The following is a 25,022-nucleotide window of genomic DNA, read 5'->3' as shown; positions in this document are numbered from 1 at the left end:
GCCGGCGACGCGCAACGGCCCCGCACACCGTGAGGTGTGCGGGGCCGTTGCGTGCGGTGCGTCAGTTCGCCTTGACGATCACGGTGCCCATGATCTTGTCGGCGAAGGTCTGCTTCTTCGCGTCCCACAGCGGCCACAGGAAGCCGATGCAGCAGACGTAGTCGAGCAGGTGCAGCGCCTCGCGGCCGAAGGCGGCGCCGAAGCTCAGCTTCTGGCCGTCCGACTCGCGGACCATGCGGATGTTGACGGCCTTCTGGCCCAGGGACTGGCCCATGGAGCTCTTCATCCAGGCCAGGATGGCCCATATGAGGACGGTGAAGAGGAAGTTGAAGGCGTAGTAGGCGCCGCCGCCACCGGTGGTCTCGAAGGTGCGGGTGGCCGCGTTGTACTCGGTCTTCGGCTGCATCGCGAACAGGATGATGGCGGGGATCAGACCGACCACGAGGCTGTCGATGATGCGGGCGACCACGCGGCTGCCCCAGCCCGCGTAGAAGTTCTGCACGTTGCCCGCGTTCGGGTAGCCGCCGCCGGGCTGGCCGTAGCCGGCCTGCGGCTGCTGCGGGTAGCCGTAACCGGGCTGGCCGGCCGGGGGCTGCTGCGGGTAGCCGTAGCCGGGCTGGCCCTGCGGGGCGCCCTGCTGCGGGTAGCCGTAGCCCTGCGGGGGCTGCTGGCCGTACGGGTTGTTCGGGTCGGGCGGGTAGCTCATCAATGCCTCCGTGGGCGGGATGGTGAGGTTGGGACGGGTGCAAGAAACCCTGGGACGGACGGGCAGTTGACGTGCCGACCGGGTGGGAGATTAGCGGAAGGGAGTGACACGATGGAGGTCACTTTCCGTCAGAAAGTCTTGGAACTACGGCAGCAGGAAGTCGTAACGGTGCAACTGCCAGAGCCAGGACACCGTTAAAGCGGTACCGATCAGGACATTCCGGTGACGGTTCGACAGCCCCCACCACCAGCGCCCCGGGCCGAGCGGCGCCAGCAGCAGGCCGAGACCGGCCACCACCGTCACGGGGTTGGCCAGCAGGGCGGCGGCGAGGTCGCCGTGCCCCGCCTCGATGAAGACCGTGGTGGATCCGCAGCCCGGGCAGGGGATCCCGGTGAAGCGGCGCAGCGGGCAGAGCACGCCGGGGTCGTGCGCGTCGTGCAGCAGTGCGACCGCCAGCGCGGCCACCGCCGCCCCGGCCGCGCGCACGGCGACCCGCAGCGCACCGCCGTGCGCCGTGCCGGCCGTGCCCGCCCAGCGGGTCGTCAACTGCTGGATCACTGGATGTAGTTCTCGGCGATGGTCTCGTAGAAGACCAGCCCGGCGATGCCGATCAGCAGGCCGAGGACGGACAGCACCATGCCGCCGATCGCCTGCGTGCGGCCGATGCCGGTGCGCTGGGCGCGGTTGAAGCCGGCGATGCCCAGGCCCAGGCCGACCGGGCCGAGCAGTGCGCCGTAGAAGCAGATGACGATCGAGGCGAAGCCCAGCGCCAGCGAGGCGGTGGCCATGCTGTTCGGCTCCGCCACCGGGCCGACCGGGGCCATCGGCGCCATCGGGTAGCCGGGCTGCTGGTAGGGCTGCTGGTGCTGCTGCGGGTACCCCGGAGCGGGGTACGGCTGGTGCGGGTGCGGCTGCTGCCCGTACCCGCCGTACGGATCAGGCGGCGGCTGCTGGTACGGATTGCTCACTGCTGCGGTCCCCCCGTGTGTCACGTCCCCTCATCGTGGTTGGGGCGTACCCGCCGTGTCCAGCCGTGCTCACCGTCCGTGCCGAAATGTGGCGCAACCGCAACCCGGGTGCCACGCGCCGGGGCACCGCTCCCGATCCGGGAGAATGGCGTCATGACTGCCCAGATTCTCGATGGCAAGGCCACTGCGGCCGCGATCAAGTCCGAACTCGCCGTCCGCGTGGCGGCCCTGAAGGAGCGGGGCGTCGTGCCCGGCCTCGGCACCCTGCTGGTCGGTGACGACCCGGGCAGCCGCTGGTACGTCAACGGCAAGCACCGCGACTGCGCCGAGGTCGGCATCGCCTCGATCCAGCGCGAGCTGCCCGCCGACGCCACCCAGCAGCAGGTCGAGGACGTGGTCCGGGAGCTCAACGCCGACCCGGCCTGCACCGGCTACATCGTCCAACTTCCGCTCCCCAAGGGCCTGGACCCGAACCCGGTGCTGGAGCTGATGGACCCGGCCAAGGACGCCGACGGCCTGCACCCGACCTCGCTCGGCCGCCTGGCCCTCGGCATCGACGGCCCGCTGCCCTGCACCCCGTACGGGATCATCGAGCTGCTCCGCCGTCACAAGGTGGAGATCGACGGCGCCGAGGTGGTCGTGGTCGGCCGCGGCGTCACCGTCGGCCGCTCGATCGGGCTGCTGCTCACCCGCCGCTCCGAGAACGCCACCGTGACGCTCTGTCACACCGGCACCCGGGACCTGTCCAAGCACCTGAAGCAGGCCGACATCATCGTCGCGGCCGCCGGTGTCGGTCACCTGATCAAGGCTCAGGACGTCAAGCCGGGCGCCGCGGTGCTCGACGTCGGCGTCAGCCGGGACGGCGAGGGCAAGATCCAGGGCGACGTGGAGCCCGGCGTCTCCGAGGTGGCCGGCTGGATCTCCCCGAACCCGGGCGGCGTCGGCCCGATGACCCGCGCCATGCTGCTCAACAACATCGTGGTGGCGGCCGAGCGCGCCGCGAACGGCTGACCCCGGTGGCGGCCATGCCAGGCCGGTCGCGACGGCGGCCGGTGAAGACCACGGGCACCCTTCCGCCCGAGGGTTCGGCCGCGGCGCTGGACCGCAGCCACCCGCTGCCGGTCCGGCAGTGGCCGATAACGCTGGTGCTCTGCCTCGCGGCGCTCGGCCTGGGCGTCACCTGGTTCGGCGACTTCAAGTACGGGCTGCTGCTGACCGGGGCCGCGCTGCTGGTCGGCGCCGCGCTCCGGCTGGTGCTGCCGGAGGTCGGCATGCTGGCGGTGCGCAGCCGCTTCACCGACGTCACGGTGCTGGGTTTCCTCGGCGCCGTGATCGTGCTGCTCACGCTGATCGCCCAGCCCGACCCCTGGCTGCGGCTCTCGGTGCTGGACAACTTCGGCCACTTCATCGGCCGTCAGCGCCGCTGAGGCCGCCGACGCGGCCGGACACGAAGGCCCCCGCCACGGCGGGGGCCTTCGTGCGTGCCCGTTGTGACGTATCAGCCAGTGCCGTGCTCACGCCCGGCGGCGGGCTTGCGATAACCTGACGCCCGGATCTCTCGATGTCGAGAGATCGTCCTCGGCTCCAGCGCGGGCGCGCGGTGGGGCGTGGCACCCTGGCGATCGCTGGAGTAGACAGAAAATGACTCGCACCCCCGTCAACGTCACCGTCACCGGCGCGGCCGGCCAGATCGGCTACGCGCTGCTCTTCCGCATCGCCTCGGGCCACCTGCTCGGCGCCGACGTCCCGGTCAACCTGCGCCTGCTGGAGATCCCGCAGGGCGTCAAGGCCGCCGAGGGCACCGCGATGGAGCTCGACGACTGCGCGTTCCCGCTGCTGCGCGACATCACCATCACCGACCAGCCGTCGGTCGCCTTCGACGGTGCCAACGTGGCCCTCCTGGTCGGCGCCCGCCCGCGCACCGCCGGTATGGAGCGCGGCGACCTGCTGCAGGCCAACGGTGGCATCTTCGGCCCGCAGGGCAAGGCCATCAACGACAACGCCGCCGACGACATCAAGGTCCTGGTGGTCGGCAACCCGGCCAACACCAACGCCCTGATCGCCCAGCGCAACGCCCCGGACGTCCCGGCCGACCGCTTCACCGCGATGACCCGCCTGGACCACAACCGCGCCGTCGCCCAGCTGGCCAAGAAGCTCGGCGTCACCGTCAACGACATCCAGCGCCTGACCATCTGGGGCAACCACTCGGCCACCCAGTACCCGGACATCTTCCACGCGCTGGTCAACGGCGAGAACGCCGCCGAGGCCGTCAACGACGAGAAGTGGCTGGCCGAGGAGTTCATCCCGACCGTCGCCAAGCGCGGCGCGGCCATCATCGAGGCCCGCGGCGCCTCCTCGGCCGCCTCGGCCGCCAACGCCGCCATCGACCACGTGCACACCTGGGTCAACGGCACCGCCGAGGGCGACTGGACCTCGATGGGCATCGTCTCCGACGGCTCCTACGGCGTCGAGCCGGGCATCATCTCCTCCTTCCCGGTCACCTGCAAGGACGGCAAGTACGAGATCGTCCAGGGCCTGGAGATCTCCGAGTTCTCCCGCAAGCGGATCGACGCCTCGGTCCAGGAGCTGGTCGAGGAGCGCGACGCGGTCCAGGAGCTCGGCCTGATCTGAGCCGTGCTCACCTGAACGGCCGGGCCGCCCCGCACGGGGCGGCCCGGCCGGCTCGTTTCCGGGAAGCGCGGTCGTATGCTGCCTGCCGTGACCCTCGCCCTGTTCCTGCTCGTCCCGCTGGCCGCCCTGCTCGCCGAACTCTGCCGCCCGTTCGCCCGGCTGCTCGGCTACGTCCGCGGCCTGCGCGGGGAGCAGCCCGGGCCCAGCTCCGAGGAGCTCCGCGACCTGGTCGCCGCCAGCACCGAACTCGGCCACGACGAGCGGGAGTTGATCGCCGACGTGTTCGCCGCCGGGGAGCGCCGGCTGAGCGAGGTGATGGTGCCGCGCACCGAGGTCACCTTCCTGGACGCCGACCGCCCGCTGGCCGAGGTGCGCGAGCAGGCCAGCCGGGCCCCGCACTCCCGCTACCCCGTCACCGAGGGCTCCTACGACGCCGTGGCGGGCTTCGTGCACGTCCGCGACCTCTACGGCGCGCGCGGCGAACAGGCCTGCCTGGTACGGGAGTTGGCCCGGCCGGTGCGGCTCTTCCCGGCCACCAAGCGGGTGCTGGAGGCGATGAGCGAGATGCGCCGCGAGGGCCACCACCTGGCCATCGTGGTCGACGAGTACGGCGGCACCGCCGGGATCGTCACCCTGGAGGACCTGGTCGAGGAGGTGGTCGGCGAGATCCGGGACGAGTACGACGCCCTGGACACCACCGCCACCCGGCGGCTGGCCGGCGGCGGGATGGAACTGGACGGACTGCTCAACCTCGCCGACTTCGCCACCGAGACCGGCGTCACCCTTCCGGAGGGCCCCTACGAGACCGTCGCGGGGTACCTGGTCAGCGAGCTCGGCAGGCTCCCCGGCACCGGCGACCAGGTGGCCACGGAGGCCGGGCTGCGGCTCGCGGTGGCCAAGCTGGACGGCCGCCGGATCGAACGGATCAGGGTGAGCGCGGTCACAGTGTCCGAGGCTCCGGGGGCGGATGTTTCCTGAGCGGTCGGTGAAGCTGGAACAATGGCGCCCATGGTCAACGCAGCGGTCACCGGTCCGGCCAAGGACCGTCCTCGGGTCCTCTCCGGCATCCAGCCCACCTCGGGCTCCTTCCACCTGGGCAACTACCTCGGCGCGGTGCGCCAGTGGGTGGACCTCCAGGAGGCCAACGACGCCTTCTACATGGTGGTCGACCTGCACGCGATCACCGTGCCGCAGGACCCGGCGACCCTGCGCGAGAACACCCGGATCTCGGCCGCCCAGCTGCTGGGCGCGGGCCTCGACCCGGAGCGCTGCACCCTCTTCGTGCAGTCCCACGTGCCCGAGCACGCGCAGCTCGGCTGGGTGATGAACTGCCTGACCGGCTTCGGCGAGGCCAGCCGGATGACCCAGTTCAAGGACAAGTCCTCCAAGCAGGGCGCCGACGGCACCACGGTCGGCCTGTTCACCTACCCGATCCTGCAGATCGCCGACATCCTGCTCTACCAGGCGGACGCCGTCCCGGTCGGTGAGGACCAGCGCCAGCACATCGAGCTGACCCGCGACCTCGCCGAGCGCTTCAACACCCGGTACGCGCCCACCTTCACCGTGCCGAAGCCGTACATCCTCAAGGAGACGGCGAAGATCCAGGACCTGCAGGACCCGACCGCCAAGATGAGCAAGTCGGCCGCCTCGCCCAAGGGCCTGGTGAACCTGCTGGACGACCCCAAGGTCAGCTCGAAGAAGTTCAAGAGCGCGGTCACCGACACCGACACCGTGGTGACCTACGACGAGGAGAAGAAGGCCGGCGTCTCCAACCTGCTGCGCATCCACTCCGCGCTCAGCGGGCAGTCGATCGAGCAGCTGGTGGCCCACTTCGAGGGCAAGATGTACGGCGCGCTCAAGACCGAGCTGGCCGAGCTGTTCGCCGACTGGGTCACCCCGTTCCAGGCCCGCACCCGGACCTACCTGGACGACCCGGCCGAGCTGGACCGCGTGCTGGGCCTGGGTGCCGAGAAGGCCCGCGAGGTGGCCTCGCAGACCCTGGCCACCGTCTACGACCGCATGGGCTTCCTGCCCCCGAAGCGCTGACGGACACCCGGCCGATGGACACCCGGACCGCGCCCGATGGTGACGAGCTCCCCGAGGAGCTCGTCACCATCGGCGTGGCCGTGCACGTGCCGGAGCCCTACGGCACCGCGATCCAGGACGCCCGGGCCGCCCTCGGCGACCCGGCCGCCCGCTCCATACCCACCCACGTCACCCTGCTGCCGCCGACCGAGATAGCCGTCGCCCGGCTGGCCGAGGTCGAGGCCCACCTGCACGAGGTGGCCGCCGGGTACCGGCCGTTCCGGATGCTGCTCCAGGGCAGCGGCTCCTTCCGCCCGGTCTCGCCGGTGGTCTTCGTCAAGGTCGAGGAGGGCGCCCAGGAGTGCCGCGGCCTGGAGGCCGCCGTCCGCTCCGGCCCGCTGGCCCGCGAGCTCGCCTTCCCGTACCACCCGCACGTCACCGTCGCCCACGGCCTGGCCGAGGAGGGGCTGGACGAGGCCCAGGCCAAGGTCCGCTCCTTCCACGCCCGGTTCGCGGTGACCGGCTTCGCGATCTCCCGCTTCGGCGCGGACGAGGTCTGGCGCCCCTGGCGCAGCTACGCCTTCGGCACACCGGAGAGCCGGGGCTGATCCCCCGTCAGCCCCTGTCGGCTCCCGTCAGCCCCCGGCGGCCCCGAGGGCCAGCATCCGGTCCACCACCCGGGCCGCCGCCCCGCCGTCGTCCAGCCGGCAGTGCACCGCCCGGAAGCGCTCGTACGCGGCGGCCTGACGCTCCGTCGGCCCCCGTCCGTCGGCCAGCGCGCGCAGCGCGGCCACCACCTCCGGCGAGGTCGGCAGCAGCGGCCCCGGGGCCTCGGCCTCCAGGTCGAAGTAGAAGCCGCGCAGGGTGTCCCGGTAGTGCTCCAGGTCGTAGGTGAAGAAGAGCACCGGGCGGCCGGTGACGGCGAAGTCGAAGACGATCGAGGAGTAGTCCGTCACCAGCACGTCGGCGGCCAGCAGCAGGTCCTGCGGGTCGGGGTAGTCGCCGACGTCGTACAGGAAGCCGTCCCCGGCGCCGGGCAGCGGCTCCGCCACGTGCGAGTGCGGGCGCACCAGCAGCACGTGGTCCCCGCCGAGCGCGGCCCGGGCGGCCGCCACGTCCAGCCGCAGGCCCAGGCGGAAGCCGTCGCCGTTGGCCCGCTGCTGGTCCTCCCGCCAGGTCGGCGCGTAGAGCACCACCCGCTTGCCGTCGGGGAGGCCGAGGCGGCGGCGGACACCGGCCGGGTCCGTGCCGGCGGCCAGCACGTCGTTGCGCGGGTAGCCGCTCTCCAGCAGCTCGCCGTCGTAGCGGAAGGCCCGGCGCAGGATCGGGGTGGCGAAGGCGCTGGGGGAGACCAGCAGGCTCCACTGCGGCACCTCGCGCTCCAGCGCGGCCAGGTAGCCGGCGTCGGCCAGCCAGGGGTTCGCCACGTCGTGGGCGATCCGCTTGAGCAGCGAGCCGTGCCAGGTCTGCACCACCACCTGGCCGGGGCGGCGCCGCAGGAACGGCGGGAAGTGCGTGTTGCCCACCAGGTAGCGGGAGGTGGCCAGCGCCTCGTACCACTCGGGTCCGTGGGCGCGCACCGGCCGCACCCCGGCGGGCAGCTGGGCCCGGGCGTCGTCCACCACCCAGAGGTGCTCCAACGGCAGCTCCCGGCGGGCGAGTTCGGCGTGCACCGCGCGCGGTGAGTCGGCGTAGCCGCGGCCGCCGAAGACGTCGTAGAGCACCGCCTCGCGCAGCGGCCGGCGGCGGGCGGCCGGGTACGCCCCGGTGCGCAGCCGGTGCTGCGCGTACGCGCTGCGCTCGGCCGGGGCCAGCACCGGGGTGGAGTCCAGGATCAGGGTGTCGTGCCAGCGGCTGCGCAGCCGCACCCGCTTGTCCCCGCCGGCCGGGAAGCCGGCCGCCGGGCCCAGCCGGACCTCGGCGGGCAGTGCGGCCAGGGCGGGGCCGGTGAGCTGGAGCGGCCGCTCGGCCGAGCGGTCGCCGGCCGGCCGCAGCCGCAGCTCCCAGATGCCGCGTCGGAGCGGCCGGCGGGCGCGGTCCGAGCCGGTCACGGTGGCGGGCACGGTGAGGGCGGTGCCGCGCTCCACCGGGGTGCGGACCTCGCCGGTGCCGTTGGCGTGCCGCAGCACCAGCTCCAGCGGGCCGTCCCCGGGCAGCTCGGTGCGGACGGCGAGCCGGAAGCCGTCCTCGACCGGGGTCACCGCGTCCACCAGCACGGCGCCCGGCTGGAGGCAGAACTGCGGGTAGCCGTCGGCCAGTTGCTTGACCGTCAGGGCGCCGCCGGCCGGGTGGGCCAGCAGCAGGCCGCCCGGGGCGGCGCGGTCGTCCAGCACCGGCCGCTCGGTGGAGCCGTCCGGCCGCAGCAGCTCGCCGTCCCAGTGCTCGGTGTCGGCGCCGCCGCCCGGAGTGAGCGCCTCGAACGGCAGCCGGACGGTGAACTCCCGGCCGTGCGGGCTGACGGGGTGCCGGCTCTCGCCGCCGCCCTGCCGGTGGCGCAGCCGGTACACGGTGCCCTCGGGCACGTCGTGCGCCCAGCCGGAGAGCTCCAGGCCGCCCGGCACCGGGCGCAGCCCGGTGAGGCGGCTCCAGACCCGGTGCAGCTTCACGGTGAGGCCCCGCTCGGTGAAGCGCACCAGCAGCCGGACGTCGCGGTCCACCCAGTGCGCGGGCGGGTACTCGCCGGAGCCGCACCAGTGCGGGCCGGGCGAGCCCTGTTCGCGGCGCAGCCCGGTCAGGCCCACCGCGACCGGCAGCACCGCCTCGACCAGCCACTCGGCGTCCGGCCAGCCGCCGTCCGGCTCGCGCAGCCGGGCCGGGTCGAGCTCCGCGGTGAAGGCCGCCCAGTCGTGGTTGTACTCCTCCTGGCCGCTCTCCTCGGTGACCTCGGGGCAGTACAGCTGACGGGTCCTCAGCCGCAGCGGCTCCTGCCCGGGCCGGGTGAGGCGCACGGTGGCCAGCGCGCTCAGGTGGCGTGCGGTGTCCCGGTCCCCCGGGTGGGCGGAGCAGGTCAGCTCCAGCCGGCCGTCGGTCCACCGGACCTCGCGCAGACCGTACGAGGACGGTGCGGGCGGGTACTCCGCGTCCGGCCCGTGGCGGCGCTGGGCGACCACGCCGGCGGTGCGGAGAACGGACAAGGGGGCGCCTTCCGGGAGGGAAGATCCCATCCCATACCGGGCGAAAACCGCAGGTCAACCTCGTCCGGCCGGGGACGCCCCCGATTCACCCGGGGCGGTGGAAAGCGTCGAACCGGCCTTCGACCGAGGTCGAAGGCCGGTTCGAGGTGAGGGGGCGTCAGCCCTTGAGCAGCGCGTCCACCACCCGGGCGGCGGCCTTGCCGTCGTCCAGGTCGGAGTACTTCTGCTTGAAGGTGGCGTAGGCGTCCGCGTACTCCGCGGCCACCGAGTCGACCTTGCCCAGGGCCTCGACCAGCTCCTCGGAGGTCCCCAGCAGCGGGCCGGGCGCGTCCGCCTCGAAGTCGAAGCTGAAGCCGCGCAGGTTGTCCCGGTAGTGCTCCAGGTCGTAGGCGTAGAAGAGCACCGGGCGGCCGGTGTTGACGAAGTCCACCAGCGCCGAGCTGTAGTCCGTCACCAGCACGTCGGCGATCAGCAGCAGTTCGGCCATGTCCGGGTAGGTGGAGACGTCCCAGACGTAGCCGTTCCCGGCGCCCGGGACCTGACCGCACATCACCGCGTGGGTGCGGACCAGCAGTACCTGGTCCTCGCCGAGCGCCGCGCGGGCGGCGTCCAGGTCGATCCGCAGGTCGGGCTGGTACCCGCCCTGCGGGCGGCGGCGGTCCTCGCGGAAGGTGGGCGCGTAGAGCACCACCTTCTTGCCCTCGGGCAGGCCGAGCCGCTCACGGACCTTCTCGGCGGTCTTCTCCCGGTCGGTGGAGAGCAGCACGTCGTTGCGCGGGTAGCCGGTCTCCAGGATCGGGCCCTGGAAGCGGAAGGCGCGGCGCATCACACCGGTGGAGAAGGTGTTCGGCGAGACCAGCATGCTCCACTGGGCGACGTCCCGGTCGAGCTCCTTGAGGTACCCGGCGTCGGTGAACCAGACCTTCTCGAAGTCGTGGCCGATCCGCTTGACCGGGGTGCCGTGCCAGGTCTGCAGGACCACCTGGCCGGGGCGCCGGACGAAGAAGTCGGGCATGTGGGCGCTGGTCACCACGTACTTGGCGGTGGCCAGGGCCTCGAACCACTCCGGGCTCCACTGCCGGACCGCCTCGGCGGTGGACGGCAGGTCGGCCTGGAGGTCGTCGTTGGTCCACAGGTGGCGCAGCGGGGCGCCCCGGTGGACCAGCTCCTCGTGGATCGCCCGCGGCGAGTCCGCGTAGTGGTTGCCGAAGCCCACGTTGTAGAGCACGGTGTCGGTCAGCGGGGAGAGCTGGGCCCGGGCGAAGGCGTTGCGCTGCTGCCGCTGGCGGTAGCCGCTGCGCTCCTCCGGGAGCAGGTCGGGGTGCGACTCCAGCGAGAGGTGGTCGTAGCCGCGGCGCTCCAGCACCACCCGGCGGCCGCGCGCCTCGATCTCCAGCGGGAGCGAGCCGTGGACCTCCGTGGCCAGCATGACGCTGGGCCAGAGCGAGCCGTCGGCGGCGCCGACCGGGCGGAAGAAGACCTCCCAGGTGCCCTTGTGCAGCGGCACGTCACCGGCGAAGGAGGCGGTCGGCACGGCCGGCAGGGTGGCGCGGAACCGGCCGTCGGTGATCTCGACGGGGTAGGCGTGCTCCTCCTCGCGCCAGTTGTGACGGAGCACCAGCTCGTACCGGTGGGTGCCGGACAGCGGCAGGTGACCGCTGAGCAGGAAGCCCTCGGCCTCCCGGGACGGGACGATGCCGTCCACCACCGGCTGGAGCACCTGGTCGGCGAACTGCAGGTGTCCGCCGGGGGAGGACTTGGAGTGGAAGGCCCGGGCGCCGTTCTGGTACGCCACCTCGATGTGCTCGAAGGGCTTCCGGTCGTCCAGCACTATCGGCGCCACCAGCTTGCCGCCCAGGTGGATGTCGCAGCTCCAGCGGTCCCGCAGCCGCTCCTCGGCGGCCGGGTCCAGCGCGTCCCAGGCCTCGCGGACCTCGGCCAGGTCGGAGAGCGGGAAGGTGGAGGAGAACTCCGCCTGGCCGCCGACCGGGGCGGAGAACTCGATCGGGACGAACAGCTCGCGGTCCGACTCGGTGTGCAGCAGCCGCAGCCGGGCCGTGGCCAGGTCGGGGCCGGCCGTCACCCGGCCGGTCACGGTGACCGTGCCGTCGAGCTCACTGACCGTCAGGAGCCGGGCCCGGACCTTCTCCACCTTGAGGTAGAGGTGGCCCTGGTTCAGCCACGGCACGATCCGGACGTCGTGGTCGACCCACTGCGAGGGCGGGTTCTCGGCGCTGTCCGCCCAGCCGCCGGAGATCCGGCCCTTGTAGACGCCGCCCTTGCCGGCCCCGGCGATCAGCACCCGCCAGTGGCCCTCCTTCCACTGACCCCGGTGCTTGAGCCGCTTGGGGTCTATGGCGACGGTGAAGCCGGCCCAGTCGCAGCTGTACAGGTCGTGGGAGGAGGAGGCGGTGGCCTCCGGGCTGTACATGGTCTTGGTGGGCACGGCCACCACCCGGCGGCCCTTGGCCTCGCGCAGCACCAGCACCTTGACCATGTCGTGCCGGTTCTCGGCGCCCAGGTGCTCGGGGAAGGCGTGGCCGGTCAGCCGGAGCCGGCCGGCCTCCCAGGAGGTCTCGTACAGCCGGCTGCGCATCACCAGCGCGTTGTCCAGCCGCAGCACGTCGGCGGGCACGCTCTTGCGGCCGCCGCGCAGGAACGGGTAGTCGGCGTACGGGCGGAGCAGGCCGCGGGCCGGGGCGGCGCCGTTGCTGTCCTTCTCGAACTCCATCTGGTCGATGAACTCGGACATCCGGTTCGCCACCGTCAGGTGGTACTTCAGGCGCAGCGGCGCGCGCAGCTTGCGGACCTGCTCCGGGCCGATCGCCCGCAGCAGCCGGGAGACGTGCACCTGGTAGGCCTCGCGGTACGGCTCGTCGCCGTCCAGCACCGACCAGAAGAACATCGGGATCTCCTCGACGAGGTTGTTCTCGTCGTAGGAGCGCAGGTACTCCTTGAACCGCGGCTCGGGCCGGGCCTGCAGCCAGGCGCGGACCAGCTCCATGGACTTGACCCGATCGATCAGGCCCTTGGGGTTGAAGCGCATCTGGGTGATCGACATCTCGCCGACCTCGCGCTCGCGCCAGTGGTAGATCGGCTCGGAGAGCACGTCCACGCTCTTGGCCAGGTAGTGGTGCGGCACGCTGACCGGGGCGTCCTCGTAGAGGATGCCCTCGGGGTAGAGCACGCCGGCCGCGTCGAAGAAGGAGCGGCGGTAGACCTTGTTCCACGCGGTGCGGTCGGTGACCAGCGCCGGGATCTCGGTGATGTGGGTCTTGAGCCTGGTCTCCCGGAACGGCTTCACGTGCCCGCCGGACTGGTAGTAGCCGACGGCGCGGAAGCGCAGCACGTTGCCGGTGGCGAAGTCCGAGCCGGTCTCGTCCAGGGTGCCGATCATCAGCTCGTAGGCGCTGGGCGGCAGGGTGTCGTCGCTGTCGACGAAGTTCAGGAACTCGCTGTCCGGGTCGATGTGGCGGTAGCCGGTGTTGCGGGCCGCGCCGAGGCCCTTGTTCACCTGGCGGACCAGGCGGAAACGGGAGTCCTTGGCGGCGTACGCGTCCGCGATGGCGGCGCTGCCGTCCTTGGAGCCGTCGTCCACCATCACGCACTCGAAGTCCGTGAAGGTCTGTGCGGCGATGGAGTCCAGGCACTCCTCGAGGTAGCGCTCGACGTTGTAGATCGGGACGACGACGGAGAGGCGGGGGGCCATCGGCTGCGCGGGCCTTTCATCGGGGACGTGCGATCGGCGGGTGCCCGGGGGAGGACAGCAGCCGGGCACACAGCTTCGGCGCGATTCTACCGTCCGGCTGTACGACTCCCGGTTGGGCGGTGCGCGTCGCCCCGTCAATCCGGCGGCCGGAATGTCACCCGTACGGGAGGGTCACCCGGACGGCCCCGGGTCGTTGCTCCGGACAGACCGCCCCCGGCGGTCCGCCGCAGTGTCGCGAGGAGCAGCCGATGAGCACCGTCACCCCCACCGAGCCGGCCCGCCTGGAGGAGGTGCCCGGCTGGTTCTGGGACGAGGACCGGCACTCGTTCGAGTGGCTGCTGGAGCGGCAGGAGCGCACCGGGACGCGCGGGGACCTGCTGGAGCTGGGCGCCTACCTCGGCCGCAGCGCCATCGTGATGGGGCGTCACCTGCGACCGGGGGAGCGGTTCACGGTCTGCGACCTCTTCGACTCCGAGGCCCCGGACGAGGACAACACCGCCGAGATGGCGATGTCCTACCGCCGGACGCTGACCCGGGAGGCCTTCGAGGTCAACTACCTGGCCTTCCACGACGAGCTGCCCGAGGTGGTGCAGGCGCCGACCTCGGTGCTGGCCGACGGCCGGATCCCGGCCGGCAGCTGCCGCTTCGTCCACGTGGACGCCTCCCACCTGTACGAGCACGTGGCCGGCGACATCCAGGTGGCCAGGGCCGCGCTCGCCCCCGAGGGGGTGCTGGTGCTGGACGACTACCGGGCCGAGCACTGCCCGGGCGTGGGCGCGGCGATCTGGGAGGCGGTCTTCGCCCACGGCCTGCGGCCGGTGCTGCTGACGGAGTGCAAGTTCTACGGCACCTGGGGCGATCCGGCGGAGCTCCAGGAGGAGCTGCTGGCCACCGGCGGCGGGGCCGAGGGCTGCTGGCTGAACGTGGACACCATCGGCGGCCACCGGGTGCTGCGGCTCGACGGCAAGCCCACCCGGCTGCCCGCCTTCCCGCTGCCCCGCAACGCGCCGCCCGCCCCGGAGCCGGTGGACCGGGCGGCCGCCGAGGCCGCCGCCGCTGCCGAGGCCGCCGCTGCCGAGGCGCTGCGGGCCGCCCAGGACCTGGCCGAACGCCGGGCCCGGGCCGCCGCCGCCCGCCGGCCCGCCGTGGTGGCCCGGCGGGCGGCGGCCGACCTGCTGCCGCCGGTGGTCACCGCGGCCATCCGCCGTGCCCGGCGGCGCGGCTGACGGGGCGTCGGACCGCCGGACCGGCCGCCGGGCGGGTATACAGGACCCGGCCGTACACGGCCCCGGCCCGGACCGACCGGGGCCGGCGCAGGATGAGGTGGCGGCGTGGACTTCCTGACCAGACTCCCGGTGGTCGGCCCGCTGGTGGCCCGGCTGCTGCGCAGCCGCCCCTGGCTGGCGTACGCGCACATGAACGAGGTGCAGGGCAACCGGCTGGCCGGGGCGGTCACCTTCTTCGGCTTCCTGGCGCTCTTCCCGCTGCTCACGGTGGCCTTCGCGATCGCCGTGAAGACCCTCTCGGACAGCCGGGTGGAGCAGCTCCAGGACGACATCGCCGAGCAGGTGCCCGGCCTCTCCGACGCCCTCGACCTGCCCGCCCTGGTGGCCAACGCCGGCACGGTCGGGGTGATCAGCGGGGTGCTGCTGCTGGTCTCCGGCCTCGGCTGGGTGGACACCATGCGCGGCTCCGTCCGGGAGATCTGGCGGCTGCCCCAGGAGGACGGCAACCCGGTGCTGCGCAAGCTCTGGGACTGCGCCGTGCTGCTCGGCCTCGGCGTGGTGACGGCGGTCTCGCTGGGTGCCTCGGCGGTGGCCACCACGCTGGCCCGGCGGGCCGCCGACTGGCTCGAACTGGACGGCGTGGGCTGGCTGTTGACCGCGATCGGGTTCGTGATCGCGGTCGGCGCCGACTTCGTGCTGTTCAGCTACCTGCTCGGCCCGTTCCCCCGGATCACCGACCACCTGGAGCGCCGCGCCCTGGTCACCGGGGCGCTGATCGGCGCGGTCGGCTTCGAGCTGCTCAAGCTGCTGCTCTCCTCCTACCTGGGCTCGGTGGCCGGGAAGAGCCTCTACGGGGCCTTCGGCGTGCCGGTCGCCCTGCTGCTCTGGATCAACTTCGTCTCCCGGCTGCTGATGTACTGCGCCTCCTGGACGGCGCTGGCCGACCCGGACGCCGCCAGGGCCCGGACCAGGGAACGGGCCGCCGCCCTGCTGGAGTCCGCCGAACCGGCAGGCGCCGCCGAAACCTCCTGAAGGCCCCCTGCCGCAACGGCCGGGATGTGGCTAGGATCACGCCACGCTTGCCCGGCCACCGTGCGGGCGAGCCCCACCTGCAGCGGTTACCCCCGTCCGCGGCATCCCCCTGGAGACATTCGTGATCAGCGCCGATCCAAGCTCCACCAGCACCACCGACGGCACCACCGACACGTCCGAACTCCCACCCCCGCCGAGCAGCCTGGACGACGTGCCGGGCTGGTTCTGGCGGGTCGACCAGGAACTCTTCGGCTGGCTGCTGGCCCGCCAGTCGGCCAACGGCATCAAGGGCGACCTGCTGGAACTGGGCAGCTACCTGGGCCGCAGCGCGATCCTGATGGGCCGTCACCTGCAAGCGGGGGAGCGGTTCACGGTCTGCGACCTCTTCGACTCCGAGGCCCCGGACGAGGACAACACCGCCGAGATGGCGATGTCCTACCGCAAGACCCTCACCCGCCGCGCCTTCGAGGCCAACTACCTGGCCTTCCACGACGAGCTGCCGCAGGTCGTGCAGGCGCCGACCTCGGTGCTGGCCGACGGCCGGATCCCGGCCGGCAGCTGCCGCTTCGTCCACGTGGACGCCTCCCACCTGTACGAGCACGTGGCCGGCGACATCCAGGTGGCCAGGGCAGCCCTGGTCCCCGACGGCCTGGTGGTGCTCGACGACTACCGCTCCCCGCACACCCCCGGCGTCTCGGCGGCGGTCTGGGAGGCGGTCTACGTGCACGGCCTCAAGCCGGTCTGCCTGACCCCGGAGAAGTTCTACGGCACCTGGGGCGACCAGGAGGCCGTCACCCGGGACCTGCTCGCGCGGGACTGGCGGGCCGAGGGCTTCCGCCTGGACGAGGAGCACATCAACGGCCACACGGTCCACCGGCTGGCCTGGGACGACCAGGCCGGACCGTCCGGCTCCAGGGCCGGGGCCACCGGGGCCGGGGCGGCCCGGCAGCAGCGCTCGGCCGTCCGCCGGCTGGCGCTCGACCTGCTGCCGCCGGTGCTCACCCGGGCCGTCCGGCGCGCGCTGCACTGACCCGCCGGTACCGCCACCAGCCGGCCCCCGCCAGCGCGGCCAGCACCACCAGCCCGAGGGTCGGCCAGCCCGGGCCCCCGTCCGTTCCGGCGGGGGCCCCGGCCCGCTCCACCGGCGCGGCCTGCGGCGGCTGGTCCGGCCCCGCGGCCGCCGGGGCGTCCCCGCCGACCAGCTGCCCGACCGGCGTCACCTTCCCGGCCGCCGCGAAGCCCCAGTCGAGCAGCGCCGCGGTCTCCTCGTACACCTTCGGGAGCGAGGCCGGGTGCATCACCGTCACCAGCAGGGTCCGGCCGCCGCGTTCGGCCGCGCCGGTGAAGGTGGCGCCGGCGTTGGTGGTGTAGCCGTTCTTCACCCCGAACAGCCCCGGGTACTTGCCCAGCAGCCGGTCGGTGTTGGCGATCCCGAAGGAACCGCGCTGCCCGGTCGCCTTGTCCACCGCGCCGGGGAACTGCGCGTCCCGGGTGGAGCAGTACGCCCGGAAGTCCGGGTTGCGCAGCCCCGCGCGGGCGAACAGGGTCAGGTCGTAGGCCGAGGAGAGCTGCCCGTCCACGTCGTAGCCGTCCGGGGTGACCACGCTGGTGTCCAGCGCCTGCAGCTCCCGCGCCCGGGCCCGCATCTGGGACACCGTCAGCTCGATGCCGCCGTTCATGTGCGCCAGCACCCGCACCGCGTCGTTGCCCGAACTCAGGAACACCCCGCGCCAGAGGTCGTCCACCCGGTAGTCCAGGTCCTCCTTGATCCCGACCAGGCTGCTGCCGTGCCCGGAGCCGAGCAGCTCGGCGTTGGTGACCCGGTGGACGGCGTTCCGGTCCAGCCTGGGCAGCACCGTGTCGGCGAACAGCATCTTCAGCGTGGAGGCCGGCGGCAGCCGCCAGTGCGGGTTGTTCGCCGCCAGCACCTCGCCGCTGCCGGCGTCCGCCACCAGCCAGGACTGCCCGGTCAGCCCGCCCGGCAGGGCCGGCGCCCCGTCCCGCGGCGCGACCTGCACACCCGTGCGCCCGAGCAGCTCCCCGCCCACCGTCGACATCCCCGGCGGCGGCTCCTGCCCGGGCAGCGCGGCGGTGCAACAGAGCGCGGCGAGGGCCACCGCGGCCAGGCGGTACGTGGACTGACGGACGTTCGGCACCAGCGGAACGTACCCGCCCCGCCCGCCGCCCCGTCCACCACGCCGTCGGCCTCCCCCGAACGGGCACCCGCCGCTGGGCCGTCCGGCCCACTCCGCATACTGGGACCGACCCCCCGAAAGGACGCCCCGTCATGAAGCTCGGCCGCCTCGCCTCCTGGTTCCTCACCGCCTTCGGCGTCTGGTCCCTGTTCATCTGGACCACCTTCGTCAAGAACCTCTGGAAGGACTCCGGCGGCCAGGCCTTCGTCAACGGCGACCACTCCCAGCCCACCGCCTTCTTCTGGGTCCACCTCCTGCTCGCCGTCACCTCGCTGGTCCTCGGCCTCGCCATCGGCACCCTGGGCGTCCGCAGCCTGCGCGCCCTGCGCCGCGGGTAATCGCGTTGCCGCTGTCGTAGGCCGCTGCCAGGATCTCCGCCGGGTGCGTGCACGGCGCACCCCGCCGCTCCTGGGGGAACCTCCGCATGTCCTTTTCCCGACGGTCTCTCGCCGTCGCCACCGTCCTGGCCGCGGCCTTCCCGGCCCCGGCCGCCTTCGCCGCCGGGCACGACACCGTGACGGCCGCCTGCACCGCCGACTGGCTCGACTCCGCCACTCCGACCCTGACCGGCACCACCACCGGGGCCGCAGCCCGCTTCGGCCTGTGGGACGTGACGACGGACCAGAAGCTGGTGGACCGTCAGGTCGACGCCACCGACGGCAAGCTGGCCGTCACCACCGACGCGCTCGCCGACGGGCACCGCTACGAGTGGCGGTTCTGGCCGCAGGGCGGTGGCAGGCCGACCGCCAAGTGCGGCTTCGGGGTCGACACCACCGCTCCGATCGCCTCGGTGGAGTCCACCGACTTCCCGGCCCAGGGCGCCAACAAGTTCGCGGGGCAGAAGGGCGTCTTCACCTTCCGCGCCACCGAGACCGGCTCCGGTGTGGCCTGCTACAAGTACGTGCTGGACGGCAGCCTCGGCGTCGGCGGCTGCGACACCACCTCGGTCCCGGCCGGCCCGGACGGCTCCGCCGCGCTCACCCTCAAGCCCAAGGACTGGGGCACCCACGTCCTGCGGGTCCAGGCCGTCGACCGCGCGGGCAACGTCACCCAGCCGACCGTCTACACCTTCTACGCCCCGTGGAACCCGAACGCCCCCAAGTCCTACGGTGACCTGGACGGCGACGGTGTCCCGGACATCGCGCTCCCCGACGCGGCCGGCAACCTCCAGGTGATCAGCACGGACGCGGCCACCACCGAGCCGACCTTCACCTACCCCGCGTACACCGCCCCGGGCGGCACCGGCAGCTGGGCCGACCTGGAGCTCACCCACGGCGGCTGGGCCGACGGCCGGGAGCCGGTGGACGAGCTGATCGCCCGCAAGCCCGGCAGCACCGGTGGCTACTACCTGTACCGCAACGGGCTCAGCGCCAACCAGCGCTCCCCGATCTACGACTACCTGCCGGACGCCGAGGGGCTCGTCTGGTTCCGGACGGAGCAACTGGTGGCGATCGGCGCGGGCACCCGCTCGGCCCAGGACCGGCAGTTGCTGGCGGTGGTGGAGGGCCGGCTCTGGCGCCTCTCCCCGGACAGCTGGGGCGACCTGGAGGCCACGCCGGTCTCCGCCCCCGGTGCCTGGACCGGCCGGCAGCTGATCGGCCCCGGCCCGGACGCCGCGGGCAACCTCGCCGTCTGGGCCCGGGAGAAGGCCACCGGCACGCTCCGGGCCTACGCCGTCCCGCGCGACGCGGCGGGCACGTACGACTTCGCCGCCCTCGCCGACCCGGCGAACGGCACCGTGCTCGGCAGCTTCCCGCTGGACCGCTACCCGACCCTGGGCAGCGTCGGCGACACCGATGGTGACGGTGCGTCGGACCTCTACGCGGTGACCGCCGACCGACACCTGCTCCTCTTCAGCGGGGTCACCGGCCCCGAGGACCGCGGTCTGCTGAAGTGACGAACGGCTGAGGGCCCGTCCGGTGCGCACCGGACGGGCCCTCAGCCGTTGTTCAGCGGATCAGAAGCGGCGGGTGACCAGCGCCCGCTTCACTTCCTGGATCGCCTTGGTGACCTCGATGCCACGGGGGCAGGCCTCGGAGCAGTTGAAGGTGGTGCGGCAGCGCCACACGCCCTCGCGGTCGTTGAGGATCTCCAGGCGCTGCTCGGCACCCTCGTCGCGCGAGTCGAAGATGAAGCGGTGCGCGTTGACGATGGCGGCCGGGCCGAAGTACTGGCCGTCGTTCCAGAACACCGGGCAGGACGAGGTGCACGCGGCGCACAGGATGCACTTGGTGGTGTCGTCGAAGCGCTCGCGGTCCTCGGCGGACTGCAGGCGCTCCCGGGTCGGGTCGTTCCCCTTGGTGATGAGGAACGGCATGACGTCCTTGTACGCCTGGAAGAACGGGTCCATGTCCACGATGAGGTCCTTGAGGACCGCGAGGCCCTTGATGGCCTCGATCGTGATCGGCTTCTCCGGGTTGACGTCCTTGATCAGGGTCTTGCACGCCAGCCGGTTGCGGCCGTTGATCCGCATGGCGTCGGAGCCGCAGATGCCGTGCGCGCAGGAACGGCGGTAGGTGAGGGTGCCGTCCTGCTCCCACTTGACCTTGTTGAGGGCGTCGAGGACGCGCTCCTTCGGGTCCATCTCCAGCTGGTAGTCGACCCACACCGGGTCCGGCAGCTCCTCCGGGTTGAACCGGCGGATCCGCAGGGTGACGGTGATCAGCTTGGTGCTGCCGGCCTCCACCGCGTCCAGGGCGGCGGAGTGCTGCTCCACGGTCGGAGTGCTCATCAGTACTTACGCTCCATCGGCTGGTAGCGGGTCGTGACGACCGGCTTGTAGTCCAGGCGGATCGAGGTGCTGCCGTCGGCGGCGACCTCGCGGTAGGCCATGGTGTGCTGCATGAACTTCTCGTCGTCGCGGGTCGGGAAGTCCTCGCGGTAGTGACCGCCGCGGGACTCCTCGCGGGCCAGCGCGGAGACGGCCAGGACCTCGGCCAGGTCGAGCAGGTTGCCCAGCTCGATGGCCTCCAGGAGGTCGGTGTTGTACCGCATGCCCTTGTCCTGGATGGCGACGTGCTTGAAGCGCTCGCGCAGCGCGGCGACGTCGGCCACGGCCTGCTTCAGGGTCTCGCCGGTGCGGTAGACCATGGCGTTGGTGTCCATGGTCTCCTGCAGCTCCTTGCGGATCTGCGCGACCGACTCGGTGCCCTCGGACTCGCGGAGGCCGTCCACCATGTCCTGGACGAACTGGCCCGGGTTCTCCGGGAGTTCGACGTAGTCGTGGGCCTCGGCGTACTCCGCGGCGGCGATGCCCGCGCGGCGGCCGAACACGTTGATGTCCAGCAGCGAGTTGGTGCCCAGGCGGTTGGCGCCGTGCACCGAGACGCAGGCGACCTCACCGGCGGCGTACAGGCCGGGGACGATGTCGGTGTTGTTCGACAGCACCTCGCCCTCGACGTTGGTCGGGATGCCGCCCATGGCGTAGTGCGCGGTCGGCTGGATCGGGATCGGGTCCGTGTAGGGCTCGATGCCGAGGTAGGTCCGCGCGAACTCGGTGATGTCCGGGAGCTTGGCGTCCAGCTGCTCCGGCGGAAGGTGCGTCAGGTCCAGGTAGACGTGGTCGCCGTCGGGGCCGCAGCCGCGGCCCTCGCGGATCTCGGTGTAGATCGCGCGCGAGCAGACGTCACGGGACGCGAGGTCCTTCATGACCGGGGCGTAGCGCTCCATGAAGCGCTCGCCGTCCTTGTTGCGGAGGATGCCGCCCTCGCCGCGGGCGCCCTCGGTGAGCAGGATGCCCATCCGCCAGATGCCGGTCGGGTGGAACTGGAAGAACTCCATGTCCTCCAGCGGCAGGCCCCGGCGCCACGCGACGGCCTGGCCGTCGCCGGTCAGGGTGTGCGCGTTCGAGGTGACCTTGAACATCTTGCCGGTGCCGCCGGAGGCGAACACCACGGCCTTGGCCTGGAAGACGTGGATCTCGCCGGTGGCCAGCTCGTAGGCGACCACGCCGGAGGTCTTGCCGTCGACGATGAGCAGGTCGAGGACGTAGAACTCGTTGAAGAACTCGACGCCGTGCTTGACGCAGTTCTGGAACAGCGTCTGGAGGATCATGTGACCGGTGCGGTCGGCCGCGTAGCAGGAGCGGCGGACGGGCGCCTCACCGTGGTTGCGGGAGTGACCGCCGAAGCGGCGCTGGTCGATCCGGCCCTGCTCGGTGCGGGAGAAGGGGAGGCCCATCTTCTCCAGGTCGAGGACGGCGTCGATGGCCTCCTTGCACATGATCTCGGCGGCGTCCTGGTCGACCAGGTAGTCACCACCCTTGACCGTGTCGAAGGTGTGCCACTCCCAGTTGTCCTCCTCGACGTTGGCGAGGGCGGCGCACATGCCGCCCTGGGCCGCGCCGGTGTGGGACCGGGTGGGGTAGAGCTTGGTCAGCACCGCGGTGCGGCTGCGCTGGGTCGACTCGATGGCCGCGCGCATGCCCGCGCCACCGGCGCCGACGATGACGGTGTCGTACTTGTGAATCTGCATCAGGTCTTCGTCGCCTCTGGCCGGCCGATTAGATGTTCGGGTCGAAGGTGAAGATCACCAGGGTGCCGAGCAGGACCGTGAAGACGGTCGCGGCGCCCATCAGGGTCTTCAGCCACAGCCTGGTGGAGTCCTTCTCCGCGTAGTCGTTGATGACCGTGCGCATGCCGTTGCTGCCGTGCAGCATGGCGAGCCAGAGCATCAACAGGTCCCAGCCCTGCCAGAACGGCGAGGCCCAGCGGCCGGCCACGAAGGCGAAGTTGATCTTCGACACGCCGCCGTCGAGCACCAGCATGATCAGCAGGTGACCGAGGATCAGGACGACCAGCAGGACACCCGACAGGCGCATGAACAGCCAGGCGAGCATCTCGAAGTTGGTGCGGGTACGCCGAGGGGTCTTCTTGGTACGCGCACGGGCTGGCTCGACGACGAAGGCGTCGGCCGGGTTGCCGGTGCCCAGGCCCTGGCCCGTGTGGGCCTGGAGCGAGGGGACCACCAGGGTCTCGTTGGTCTCAGCCATCGCCGATCACTTCCCGAACCAGGAGAGGAGGGTGTGCTCGAGGATCGGGTAGAAGGCACCCGCCATCAGCACGACCCAGACACCGACCACGGTCCAGAGCATCTGCTTCTGGAACTTCGGGCCCTTGGACCAGAAGTCCACCGCCACGACCCGCAGACCGTTCAGCGCGTGGAACAGGATGGCGGCGGTCAGGCCGTACTCCATCAGGTTGACCAGCGGGGTCTTGTAGGTCGCGATGACGGTGTCGTACGACTCGGGCGACACCCGAACCAACGCGGTGTCGAGGACATGGGCGAACAGGAAGAAGAAGATGAGGACGCCGGTGACTCGATGAGCCACCCAGCTCCACATGCCTTCCCGGCCGCGGTACAGCGTTCCAGCCGGCACGGAAAAACCCTCCGGAAGCGGATCGGGGGCTCGGCCGGCTTCGGTGTCGGTCAGCCCGGCCGGTACGGTCCCCCGGCCGCCAGCATCCTATCGACGCCGTGTCGTGAACCGCCTCCGGGGGTGTCAGGTGTGATCGATCAGGCACGCACGGCCTAATCCGAGGCCCTCCGGGCGGTCCTCCTGACGCCCCGTCTCGTTCCCGGCCTCCCGCCCCCGCGCCCCGGATCCTGAGGCGGACCGGGCGCGGGCGGGGCGCGGACGGGGCGGCGTCACCCTGACGGATGAATCGCCGGGCGGTTCGGCCGGGGCCGGCGGCTCAGGCGCCGACCAGGTGCTCCAATCGGGTCAGGGCGATCCGCCGGAGCTCCTCGGCGGCGACCAGCCGCTCCTCGTCCGGCTCGTTGGCGAGCCGGGTGCGGACGGAGGTGAGCACGGTGTCCAGCATCTCCTCGGGGGCGATGCCGTCCAGGCAGACCACGAAGACGTGCCCGTACCGGGCCTCGTACGCGGCGTGCGCGGCCCGCAGGGCGGTGTGCGCCGCCTGGCTGCCGGGGGCCCGCATGCCGAGCAGCGGCTGCGGCATCCAGCTCTCGTCCGCCAGGGCCTCGGCCAGGTCGGCCGGACGCAGGTCGTAGGAGGCCTCGCTGGCGGCGGCCAGCAGGGACTCTATGTCGGGGTACGGGCGGTGGGCGGTGAGCCGCAGCGCCCAGCGGTGGCTGCCGCAACAGGCCAGCAGGGCCTCCTCGGCAGCGCCGGGGTCGGCCTCGTTGAAGCGGTGAAGCCCGAGCAGGGACGGCACCAGCAACGGCTGTTCGAGCTGTTGCGGCGGGATGTCGCTGGCCAGCGGGTCCTCCTCGTGAGGGCGGGAAGGGGGGATGCTCCAGAGACGAAACGTAGGTGCTCAGCGGCCCTTGACAGGACCAGCCGGCCGGGCCCGGAGGCTGGCGTCTCGTGGACCGCCCGGGCAGCGGCACCACGGTAGTTGAGGGTTCGTCAGTTGAGGAGAGGTCGCGTCGAATTCACCCGATCGAGCTATCAAGTCGTAACGTTGTCATGCTCGTTGAGGAGAGCCGCCAGCGCCCGCCCGGCGCCGGGCGGCCCTCCCGTGCTGGTCATGAGCGGTTCAGGACGTCCGGTGCACCTTGTGGTTGGCCGCCTGGGCGCGCGGCCGGACCACCAGCAGGTCGATGTTGACGTGCGAGGGGCGGGTGACCGCCCAGGACACGGTGTCCGCGATGTCCTCGGAGGTGAGCGGCTCGGCCACGCCCGCGTAGACGGCCGCCGCCTTGGACTCGTCGCCCCGGAAGCGGGTGACCGCGAAGCCCTCGGACTTCACCATGCCGGGCGCGATCTCGATCACCCGGATCGGCTCGCCGTTCAGCTCCAGCCGCAGGGTCGCGGCGATGGTGTGCGCGGCGTGCTTGGCGGCCACGTAGCCGCCGCCGCCCTCGTACGCGGTCAGCGCGGCGGTCGAGCTGAGCACCAGCACGGTGCCGTCGCCGCTGGCCCGCAGCGCGGGCAGCAGCGCCTGGGTCACGTGCAGCACGCCGAGCACGTTCACCTCGTACATCGCCAGCCAGTCGGCCGGGTCGCCGGCCTCCACGCTCTCGGCGCCGATCGCGCCGCCCGCGTTGTTCACCAGCACGTCCACCGGGCCGACCTCGGCGGCGAAGGCGTCCACCTGCGCGCGGTCGGTCACGTCCACGGTGTAGGCGCGGCCGCCGATCTCCTTGGCCAGCGCCTCGATCCGCTCGGTCCGGCGGGCGGTCACCACCACCTCGAAGCCGTCCGCCGCCAGCCTCCGGGCCGTCGCCGCACCGATGCCGCTGCTGGCACCGGTGACCACGGCCACCTTCCGCTCGGTCATGTCCACTCCCTACTGGTCCGGTCGTCTGCCGGTCGGATCATGTCAAAGGGGGCCGCTGCGCCGCTCGGTGGATCAGGGGGTGGATAGGGGGTGCGCCCCCTTGGGGTAGGGGGTGCTGGTGCGCCACCGTTGCACTGCCCGCGTCCGAGCCC

At 72.3% G+C, this 25,022-nt stretch carries 23 protein-coding genes; 11 read left to right on the top strand and 12 right to left on the bottom strand.

Annotated elements, in window-relative coordinates:
• Positions 1-61 precede the first annotated feature (61 nt).
• The 3 genes from ACIA8O_RS27785 to ACIA8O_RS27775 form a co-directional block, all read right to left on the bottom strand.
• Entirely contained in the window at positions 62-706 is a 645-nt protein-coding gene (locus ACIA8O_RS27785) for an RDD family protein (protein ID WP_396296719.1), read from the bottom strand.
• Positions 707-850: 144 nt separating this feature from the next.
• A complete protein-coding gene (locus ACIA8O_RS27780; protein WP_396296718.1) occupies positions 851-1,264 on the bottom strand; it encodes a DUF2752 domain-containing protein in 414 nt (137 codons plus the stop codon).
• Complete coding sequence (locus tag ACIA8O_RS27775; RefSeq protein ID WP_396296717.1) at positions 1,261-1,674, bottom strand: hypothetical protein; 414 nt, start codon at positions 1,672-1,674, stop codon at positions 1,261-1,263. Before ACIA8O_RS27775 ends, ACIA8O_RS27780 begins: the two co-directional genes overlap by 4 nt.
• 153 nt (positions 1,675-1,827) lie before the next feature.
• On the opposite strand from ACIA8O_RS27775, the gene ACIA8O_RS27770 reads away from it, so the two are divergent.
• The 6 genes from ACIA8O_RS27770 to ACIA8O_RS27745 all read left to right on the top strand — a co-directional run bounded on the left by ACIA8O_RS27770 (position 1,828) and on the right by ACIA8O_RS27745 (position 6,938).
• Positions 1,828-2,685 carry a bifunctional methylenetetrahydrofolate dehydrogenase/methenyltetrahydrofolate cyclohydrolase gene (locus tag ACIA8O_RS27770; protein ID WP_396296716.1) on the top strand — a complete coding sequence of 286 codons (858 nt, stop codon included), beginning with the start codon at positions 1,828-1,830 and terminating at the stop codon, positions 2,683-2,685.
• Between the two features lie 41 nt (positions 2,686-2,726).
• A complete protein-coding gene (locus ACIA8O_RS27765) occupies positions 2,727-3,101 on the top strand; it encodes a DUF3017 domain-containing protein (protein ID WP_396296715.1) in 375 nt (124 codons plus the stop codon).
• A 214-nt stretch (positions 3,102-3,315) separates the two neighbouring features.
• Positions 3,316-4,305, top strand: coding sequence for a malate dehydrogenase (locus ACIA8O_RS27760; protein WP_396296714.1), 990 nt, complete (start codon positions 3,316-3,318; stop codon positions 4,303-4,305).
• Positions 4,306-4,392: 87 nt separating this feature from the next.
• Entirely contained in the window at positions 4,393-5,283 is an 891-nt protein-coding gene (locus tag ACIA8O_RS27755; RefSeq protein WP_396296713.1) for a hemolysin family protein, read from the top strand.
• A gap of 30 nt (positions 5,284-5,313) precedes the next feature.
• On the top strand, positions 5,314-6,351 hold the full coding sequence (trpS, locus tag ACIA8O_RS27750) for a tryptophan--tRNA ligase (RefSeq protein WP_396296712.1): 1,038 nt from the start codon (positions 5,314-5,316) through the stop codon (positions 6,349-6,351).
• A gap of 14 nt (positions 6,352-6,365) precedes the next feature.
• Positions 6,366-6,938, top strand: coding sequence for a 2'-5' RNA ligase family protein (locus tag ACIA8O_RS27745; protein WP_396296711.1), 573 nt, complete (start codon positions 6,366-6,368; stop codon positions 6,936-6,938).
• Positions 6,939-6,965: 27 nt separating this feature from the next.
• On the opposite strand, the gene ACIA8O_RS27740 is transcribed toward ACIA8O_RS27745, so the two are convergent.
• Together ACIA8O_RS27740 and ACIA8O_RS27735 are read right to left on the bottom strand one after the other, a co-directional pair.
• Positions 6,966-9,464 (bottom strand): CDP-glycerol glycerophosphotransferase family protein, encoded by a 2,499-nt coding sequence (locus ACIA8O_RS27740; protein WP_396296710.1) that lies wholly within the window; start codon positions 9,462-9,464, stop codon positions 6,966-6,968.
• A 157-nt stretch (positions 9,465-9,621) separates the two neighbouring features.
• Complete coding sequence (locus tag ACIA8O_RS27735; protein ID WP_396296709.1) at positions 9,622-13,173, bottom strand: CDP-glycerol glycerophosphotransferase family protein; 3,552 nt, start codon at positions 13,171-13,173, stop codon at positions 9,622-9,624.
• Positions 13,174-13,421: 248 nt separating this feature from the next.
• On the opposite strand from ACIA8O_RS27735, the gene ACIA8O_RS27730 reads away from it, so the two are divergent.
• From ACIA8O_RS27730 to ACIA8O_RS27720, 3 genes are all read left to right on the top strand, one after another.
• A complete protein-coding gene (locus ACIA8O_RS27730) occupies positions 13,422-14,399 on the top strand; it encodes a class I SAM-dependent methyltransferase (RefSeq protein ID WP_396296708.1) in 978 nt (325 codons plus the stop codon).
• Positions 14,400-14,504: 105 nt separating this feature from the next.
• Positions 14,505-15,431: a YihY/virulence factor BrkB family protein gene (locus ACIA8O_RS27725; protein WP_396296707.1), complete on the top strand. Its 927-nt coding sequence runs from the start codon at positions 14,505-14,507 to the stop codon at positions 15,429-15,431.
• A 124-nt stretch (positions 15,432-15,555) separates the two neighbouring features.
• Complete coding sequence (locus ACIA8O_RS27720; RefSeq protein ID WP_396296915.1) at positions 15,556-16,461, top strand: class I SAM-dependent methyltransferase; 906 nt, start codon at positions 15,556-15,558, stop codon at positions 16,459-16,461.
• Here the strand turns inward: ACIA8O_RS27720 and ACIA8O_RS27715 are convergent.
• Positions 16,430-17,587: a D-alanyl-D-alanine carboxypeptidase family protein gene (locus ACIA8O_RS27715; RefSeq protein ID WP_396296706.1), complete on the bottom strand. Its 1,158-nt coding sequence runs from the start codon at positions 17,585-17,587 to the stop codon at positions 16,430-16,432. The two genes, ACIA8O_RS27720 and ACIA8O_RS27715, sit on opposite strands and share 32 nt — an antisense overlap.
• Positions 17,588-17,718: 131 nt before the next feature.
• Between ACIA8O_RS27715 and ACIA8O_RS27710 the strand changes: the two genes are divergently transcribed.
• Both ACIA8O_RS27710 and ACIA8O_RS27705 read left to right on the top strand, forming a co-directional pair.
• On the top strand, positions 17,719-17,964 hold the full coding sequence (locus ACIA8O_RS27710) for an SCO4848 family membrane protein (protein ID WP_396296705.1): 246 nt from the start codon (positions 17,719-17,721) through the stop codon (positions 17,962-17,964).
• Between the two features lie 86 nt (positions 17,965-18,050).
• Entirely contained in the window at positions 18,051-19,523 is a 1,473-nt protein-coding gene (locus tag ACIA8O_RS27705) for a hypothetical protein (protein ID WP_396296704.1), read from the top strand.
• A 60-nt stretch (positions 19,524-19,583) separates the two neighbouring features.
• On the opposite strand, the gene ACIA8O_RS27700 is transcribed toward ACIA8O_RS27705, so the two are convergent.
• From ACIA8O_RS27700 to ACIA8O_RS27675, 6 genes are all read right to left on the bottom strand, one after another.
• A complete protein-coding gene (locus ACIA8O_RS27700) occupies positions 19,584-20,357 on the bottom strand; it encodes a succinate dehydrogenase iron-sulfur subunit (protein WP_396296703.1) in 774 nt (257 codons plus the stop codon).
• Positions 20,357-22,099, bottom strand: a complete 1,743-nt coding sequence (sdhA, locus tag ACIA8O_RS27695; RefSeq protein WP_396296702.1) for a succinate dehydrogenase flavoprotein subunit — start codon at positions 22,097-22,099, stop codon at positions 20,357-20,359. The genes ACIA8O_RS27700 and sdhA overlap by 1 nt, the downstream gene beginning before the upstream one ends.
• 28 nt (positions 22,100-22,127) lie before the next feature.
• Positions 22,128-22,616 (bottom strand): succinate dehydrogenase, hydrophobic membrane anchor protein, encoded by a 489-nt coding sequence (sdhD, locus tag ACIA8O_RS27690; protein ID WP_345286045.1) that lies wholly within the window; start codon positions 22,614-22,616, stop codon positions 22,128-22,130.
• A 6-nt stretch (positions 22,617-22,622) separates the two neighbouring features.
• Positions 22,623-23,003 carry a succinate dehydrogenase, cytochrome b556 subunit gene (gene sdhC, locus ACIA8O_RS27685; RefSeq protein ID WP_396296701.1) on the bottom strand — a complete coding sequence of 127 codons (381 nt, stop codon included), beginning with the start codon at positions 23,001-23,003 and terminating at the stop codon, positions 22,623-22,625.
• Between the two features lie 316 nt (positions 23,004-23,319).
• Complete coding sequence (locus ACIA8O_RS27680) at positions 23,320-23,802, bottom strand: 2-oxo-4-hydroxy-4-carboxy-5-ureidoimidazoline decarboxylase (RefSeq protein ID WP_396296700.1); 483 nt, start codon at positions 23,800-23,802, stop codon at positions 23,320-23,322.
• A 324-nt stretch (positions 23,803-24,126) separates the two neighbouring features.
• Positions 24,127-24,870, bottom strand: coding sequence for an SDR family oxidoreductase (locus ACIA8O_RS27675; RefSeq protein ID WP_396296699.1), 744 nt, complete (start codon positions 24,868-24,870; stop codon positions 24,127-24,129).
• Between the last annotated feature and the right edge of the window lie 152 nt (positions 24,871-25,022).

Origin of the sequence: Kitasatospora sp. NPDC051853 (genome assembly GCF_044452665.1) — a bacterium.
In the GTDB taxonomy this organism is placed as follows: domain Bacteria; phylum Actinomycetota; class Actinomycetes; order Streptomycetales; family Streptomycetaceae; genus Kitasatospora.
This window is presented reverse-complemented; position numbering and strand designations above follow the sequence as displayed.